The organism is Streptococcus sp. k-378, from assembly GCF_013277505.1.
GTDB classification, from domain to species: Bacteria; Bacillota; Bacilli; order Lactobacillales; family Streptococcaceae; genus Streptococcus; species Streptococcus pseudopneumoniae.
Genome location: NZ_VMNC01000019.1, coordinates 1 through 4,863 on the forward strand (window position 1 = coordinate 1; position 4,863 = coordinate 4,863).

The following is a 4,863-nucleotide window of genomic DNA, read 5'->3' on the forward strand; positions in this document are numbered from 1 at the left end:
TACGGCAAGACGACGTTGACGTGGTTTGAAGAGATTTTCAAAGAGTATTATGGTTCACACCATGGGGTGTTTTTTTATGATTTTAAGCAAAATTCACACTTAATTGAAAGTTATTTAAATTAGATGAAAATTTATTTTTTGAAAAAGTGGGAAAACATTGATTCTAAGCGAATTTTGAATCATATTCGAATGGGAGTTTTTAAAATCATGTTTCAGTGGTAAAAGTACCAAACTGGATTCTCCATAGTAAAATGATATCTCCTGCTAGTGAATCATCTGCTAATAAGTTCATATTTCGCTTGGGAACGGGCTTGGGACTTAGGAGCCAAGTATCCAAATCTCGTTCAGGCGATATGAAGGGTTTGACTTGGTGTTCTTTATAAAATTTTTCTAAAATAGTATTCACGGATAGCATCTTTCAAACATTTATTTCCTATTCTAACAAATTTCTAAATACTTGAAGAAATTTATAGTCTGTCAAGTTTTTTTCTTGACACATGCCAGAAATCTGCTATAATAGAACATGTGCTAAATAGCTCAGCTATTTCACCGAAATAAAAAATTAAAGAAATGAGACTTTAAAAATGGCAGTTAAAATCCGTTTGACTCGTATGGGTTCTAAGAAAAAACCTTTCTACCGTATCAACGTAGCAGATTCACGTTCACCACGTGACGGACGTTTCATCGAAACAGTTGGAACTTACAACCCACTTGTTGCTGAAAACCAAGTAACTTTGAAAGAAGACCGCGTTCTTGCATGGTTGGCTGATGGAGCTCAACCTTCAGATACAGTTCGCAACATCCTTTCAAAAGAAGGTGTATTGAAGAAATTCCACGATTCTAAATTCTCAAAATAAGTTTAAAGTAGGTTGACAGATGGATACGATTGAAAATCTCATTATTGCGATTGTGAAACCCTTGATTTCACAACCAGATGCCTTAACTATCAAGATTGAAGATACACCAGAGTTTTTGGAATATCATTTGAATCTTGATCAAAGCGATGTGGGTCGTGTAATCGGTCGTAAGGGTCGCACTATTTCTGCGATAAGAACGATTGTCTACTCTGTCCCAACTGAAGACAAAAAAGTAAGAATCGTTATTGACGAAAAATAAGAAGAGCGGGACAAATGTCTCGCTTTTTTGCGAGGAATAGAAGATGAAATATTTAACGTTTAGACAATTACAAGACTAGTTATACTCAATGAAAATCAAAGAGCAAACTAGGAAGCTAGCCGCAGGCTGTACTGGAGTATGGCAAGGTGAAGCTGACGTAGTTTGAAGAGATTTTCGAAGAGTATTACTCGAACATTACCAGTAGTCTCGAACTGAGGAAGGTCTTTTTATCAAGCTAGTGGAGGAAGTCGGAGAAGTAGCCGAGGTTTTGAATAGGCGCTCTGGTCGAAAAGAAGGGATAGGATTCGAACGAGGAACTTGCCAGAGAACTGACTGATATCATTCACTACACCGTTGCAATCGTCGCCATCAACCATATTGACCTTACCAAGACTATCTTTGAGAAAGATAAGACTGCAGCCATTAAGTACTAACATGAACGTGATTTGGAAGGATTTTTGAAGGTGAAGGAGAATTGATGTCCTCTTCCTCCAACTTGAGAAAATCCTTGAAACATGATAAAATAAAGGATAAGGACTTTTAATAATTCATTATATAGAATGAGTGGATTTCTTTATGAAGAGGTTTGAAGTATCTACAGAAATTGGTAGTCTCTCTGTTACTTATCAAAAGCAAAAGAAAGTGCTAATTTGTCTAAACGGAGCAGGTTTGCTACCAAGTTATGAAAATTTTTCACTTATACTCGAAAAACTTCCTCCTACAATTGGTTATTTGACAATTGATTTTCCAAACACAGGTAGAAGTCCGATTCATGACCAAGCTGGAAAAAATCTGGATAATCTTGTAGATGCAGTTTATGAAGTACTTGAAGAATTGGCGATTTTTGGCTATATACTTTGTGTACATAGTTTGAGTGGAATTTTAGCTTGCAAATTGCTCAAGAAACCAATTAAGTGTCAGGCTTTAGTAGCAATTGAACCGACAACTAAAAACGTCATGTTTGCTGATTTTTCAGAAAATCCTTATCCAGAAATGGAAGAGCAGATGAGGCTGATTGATGAGTGTGGTCCTGAACTTTATTTTAAGAACTTAACTCAAGCAACATTTAGTCCTGAAACGAATAAAGAAATCTGGGAAATAATGCAAGAAAAAGGTTCAGAGTTGGAAAATCAAGATCCAGGATTTCAGATATCTGGAGAGATTACTGAGGAAGATTTTGAGGATGTATCAATATCAGATTGTATCCCTGTATTTGTTTTTTGTCAGCCTTACAGAGAAAAAGAGTACAGAGAATCAGAATATTGGACTTCCAATGCTAGACTCATTTTAGGAGGGAATCACCATTATTTACAGTGGTCTGAATCCGAAAAAATTGCGACTATTATTCGAGAATTGTCAGAATAAGATGGAAAGAAGGAGACTACAGGAGACAAGATGAACTACTTTAATGTTGGGAAAATCGTCAATACGCAGGGGTTGCAGGGTGAGATGCGAGTATTGTCTGTGACGGATTTTGCAGAAGAACGGTTTAAAAAAGGATCTGAGCTGGCCTTGTTTGATGAAAAAGATCAGTTTGTCCAAACAGTGATTATCGCTAGTCACCGTAAACAGAAGAACTTTGACATTATTAAATTCAAAGATATGTACCATATCAACGCTATCGAAAAGTATAAGGGATACAGTCTCAAGGTTGCTGAGGAAGATTTGAATGACCTAGACGATGGTGAATTCTACTATCACGAGATTATCGGTTTGGAAGTCTATGAGGGTGATAACTTGATTGGAACCATCAAGGAAATCCTGCAACCAGGTGCTAACGATGTCTGGGTGGTCAAGCGAAAAGGCAAGCGTGACTTGCTCTTGCCTTATATCCCACCAGTGGTTCTCAATGTTGATATTCCAAATAAACGGGTCAACGTGGAAATCTTAGAAGGGTTAGACGATGAAGATTGATATTTTAACCCTCTTTCCAGAGATGTTTTCTCCACTGGAGCACTCAATCGTTGGAAAGGCTCGAGAAAAAGGGCTCTTGGATATCCAGTATCATAATTTTCGAGAAAAGGCTGAAAAGGCCCGTCACGTCGATGATGAACCATATGGAGGCGGTCAGGGGATGCTGCTCCGAGCCCAACCTATTTTTGATGCTTTTGATACTATTGAAAAAAAGAATCCGCGCGTGATTCTCCTTGATCCAGCTGGAAAGCAGTTTGATCAAGCCTATGCAGAGGATTTGGCTCAAGAGGAAGAGTTAATCTTTATCTGTGGGCACTACGAGGGTTATGATGAGCGCATTAAGATTTTGGTGACAGATGAGATCTCCCTGGGAGACTATGTCTTGACTGGAGGAGAATTGGCGGCCATGACTATGATTGATGCTACGGTACGCCTGATTCCAGAAGTGATTGGCAAGGAGTCTAGCCACCAAGATGATAGTTTTTCTTCTGGCCTTCTCGAATACCCTCAATACACACGTCCCTATGATTATCGAGGAATGGTTGTGCCAGATGTATTGATGAGTGGTCACCATGAAAAGATTCGTCAGTGGCGCCTGTATGAGAGTTTAAAGAAAACCTATGAACGCAGACCAGATTTGCTTGAACATTATCAAATGACAGCAGAAGAAGAAAAAATGCTGGCAGAAATCAAAGAAAACACAGAATAAAGGAGAAACCTATGCAAGTAATCAAACGTAATGGTGAAATTGCTGAATTTAATCCAGACAAGATTTACCAAGCCATCTTAAAGGCAGCCCAGACTGTCTATGTATTGACAGATGACTTGCGTCAAAATCTTGCTCAAGTCACTAAGAAAGTGGTTTTGGATTTGGAAGAGGCCAAGGTGGAACGTGCTACCATTAGCATGATTCAGTCTATGGTTGAACATCGTCTACTGGGTGCAGGTTACATTACCATTGCAGAACACTACATTTCCTATCGTCTACAACGTGACTTGGAAAGAAGTGGTTATGGAGATCATATCGCGGTTCATTTACATTTTGAACAAATTCGCTAAGAAAAAAGAGTGGGATGAAGCAACTACATCTCACTCTTTCTTAAATCTATTTTTTTGGGCTGTTTGGACAGTTGAAGGGACAAATCGCAGGCGTTGAATATCGCTTATGCGGATAATACGGCTTACATTTTTAGCAAAATTTTTAACTATAATTTGCTGTCCTTGCTGATTGTATTTGATGATGTCACCTGTAAAGCTTGTCTCAGACAAGATAAGGTGAACAGCAGTTTGTTTCTGGATAGCCTCTTCAATAGTGGCTGTAAGGGAGTTGCTTTCAGTCTGGTCAGGTTGGTCATGTCCATTTAAAAAGTCATGTATTTTACCTAGAACTTGCTGGAATTTATGTCTCATATTGGCCTCCCTTCTTTTATATCAATATTATATAAAATTTTCCTAAAATCTACAAGATTTTACGAATAATCAGATGAAAGCTAAAAAAGGAGAAGAAAATGGCAGAATTTACATTTGAAATCGAAGAGCACTTGTTGACTCTTTCTGAAAACGAAAAAGGTTGGACTAAGGAAATCAACCGTGTGAGCTTTAATGGTGCCCCTGCAAAGTTTGATATTCGTGCTTGGAGTCCAGACCATACGAAGATGGGCAAAGGGATTACTCTCTCCAATGAAGAATTTCAAACGATGGTGGATGCTTTTAAAGGTAACTAATACTCAATGAAAATCAAAGAGCAAACTAGGAAGCTAGCCGCAGGTTGCTCAAAGCACTGCTTTGAGGTTGTAGATAAGACTGACGAAGTCAGCTCAAAACATGTTTTTG

General features: G+C 38.3%; 9 protein-coding genes and 1 pseudogene. 8 read left to right on the forward strand and 2 right to left on the reverse strand.

Going from position 1 to position 4,863, the window contains the following annotated elements:
- Positions 1–205: 205 nt before the first annotated feature.
- On the reverse strand, positions 206–415 hold the full coding sequence (locus HT719_RS02520) for a hypothetical protein (RefSeq protein WP_000953861.1): 210 nt from the start codon (positions 413–415) through the stop codon (positions 206–208).
- Between the two features lie 169 nt (positions 416–584).
- Between HT719_RS02520 and rpsP the strand changes: the two genes are divergently transcribed.
- From rpsP to HT719_RS02555, 7 genes and pseudogenes are all read left to right on the forward strand, one after another.
- On the forward strand, positions 585–857 hold the full coding sequence (gene rpsP / locus HT719_RS02525; RefSeq protein WP_000268760.1) for a 30S ribosomal protein S16: 273 nt from the start codon (positions 585–587) through the stop codon (positions 855–857).
- Between the two features lie 19 nt (positions 858–876).
- Complete coding sequence (kphA, locus tag HT719_RS02530; RefSeq protein WP_000379620.1) at positions 877–1,116, forward strand: RNA-binding protein KphA; 240 nt, start codon at positions 877–879, stop codon at positions 1,114–1,116.
- Between the two features lie 184 nt (positions 1,117–1,300).
- Positions 1,301–1,550: pseudogene (locus HT719_RS11470) on the forward strand (MazG nucleotide pyrophosphohydrolase domain-containing protein); the annotation flags it as partial.
- 142 nt (positions 1,551–1,692) lie between these two features.
- The gene (locus HT719_RS02540) at positions 1,693–2,481 is read left to right on the forward strand and encodes an alpha/beta hydrolase (protein WP_172928136.1); all 789 of its coding nucleotides are present in this window, start codon (positions 1,693–1,695) and stop codon (positions 2,479–2,481) included.
- A 30-nt stretch (positions 2,482–2,511) separates the two neighbouring features.
- The gene (rimM, locus tag HT719_RS02545) at positions 2,512–3,030 is read left to right on the forward strand and encodes a ribosome maturation factor RimM (protein WP_172928138.1); all 519 of its coding nucleotides are present in this window, start codon (positions 2,512–2,514) and stop codon (positions 3,028–3,030) included.
- The gene (gene trmD, locus HT719_RS02550; RefSeq protein ID WP_172928140.1) at positions 3,020–3,739 is read left to right on the forward strand and encodes a tRNA (guanosine(37)-N1)-methyltransferase TrmD; all 720 of its coding nucleotides are present in this window, start codon (positions 3,020–3,022) and stop codon (positions 3,737–3,739) included. Before rimM ends, trmD begins: the two co-directional genes overlap by 11 nt.
- 11 nt (positions 3,740–3,750) lie before the next feature.
- Positions 3,751–4,089: an ATP cone domain-containing protein gene (locus HT719_RS02555; protein WP_001196047.1), complete on the forward strand. Its 339-nt coding sequence runs from the start codon at positions 3,751–3,753 to the stop codon at positions 4,087–4,089.
- Between the two features lie 30 nt (positions 4,090–4,119).
- On the opposite strand, the gene HT719_RS02560 is transcribed toward HT719_RS02555, so the two are convergent.
- Entirely contained in the window at positions 4,120–4,440 is a 321-nt protein-coding gene (locus tag HT719_RS02560) for a hypothetical protein (protein ID WP_050971470.1), read from the reverse strand.
- A 98-nt stretch (positions 4,441–4,538) separates the two neighbouring features.
- Here HT719_RS02560 and HT719_RS02565 point away from each other — a divergent pair, with 98 nt between their 5' ends.
- Positions 4,539–4,754 carry a YdbC family protein gene (locus HT719_RS02565; RefSeq protein ID WP_000807422.1) on the forward strand — a complete coding sequence of 72 codons (216 nt, stop codon included), beginning with the start codon at positions 4,539–4,541 and terminating at the stop codon, positions 4,752–4,754.
- The last annotated feature ends 109 nt before the right edge of the window (positions 4,755–4,863 follow it).

What these genes read in the sequence shown, in the direction of transcription:
- HT719_RS02520 (WP_000953861.1), bottom strand. Translation starts at nt 415, where the DNA reads ATGCTATCCGTGAATACTATTTTAGAAAAATTTTATAAAGAACACCAA.
- kphA (WP_000379620.1), top strand. Translation starts at nt 877, where the DNA reads ATGGATACGATTGAAAATCTCATTATTGCGATTGTGAAACCCTTGATT.
- HT719_RS02555 (WP_001196047.1), top strand. Translation starts at nt 3,751, where the DNA reads ATGCAAGTAATCAAACGTAATGGTGAAATTGCTGAATTTAATCCAGAC.
- HT719_RS02560 (WP_050971470.1), bottom strand. Translation starts at nt 4,440, where the DNA reads ATGAGACATAAATTCCAGCAAGTTCTAGGTAAAATACATGACTTTTTA.
- rimM (WP_172928138.1), top strand. Translation starts at nt 2,512, where the DNA reads ATGAACTACTTTAATGTTGGGAAAATCGTCAATACGCAGGGGTTGCAG.
- HT719_RS02565 (WP_000807422.1), top strand. Translation starts at nt 4,539, where the DNA reads ATGGCAGAATTTACATTTGAAATCGAAGAGCACTTGTTGACTCTTTCT.
- rpsP (WP_000268760.1), top strand. Translation starts at nt 585, where the DNA reads ATGGCAGTTAAAATCCGTTTGACTCGTATGGGTTCTAAGAAAAAACCT.
- trmD (WP_172928140.1), top strand. Translation starts at nt 3,020, where the DNA reads ATGAAGATTGATATTTTAACCCTCTTTCCAGAGATGTTTTCTCCACTG.
- HT719_RS02540 (WP_172928136.1), top strand. Translation starts at nt 1,693, where the DNA reads ATGAAGAGGTTTGAAGTATCTACAGAAATTGGTAGTCTCTCTGTTACT.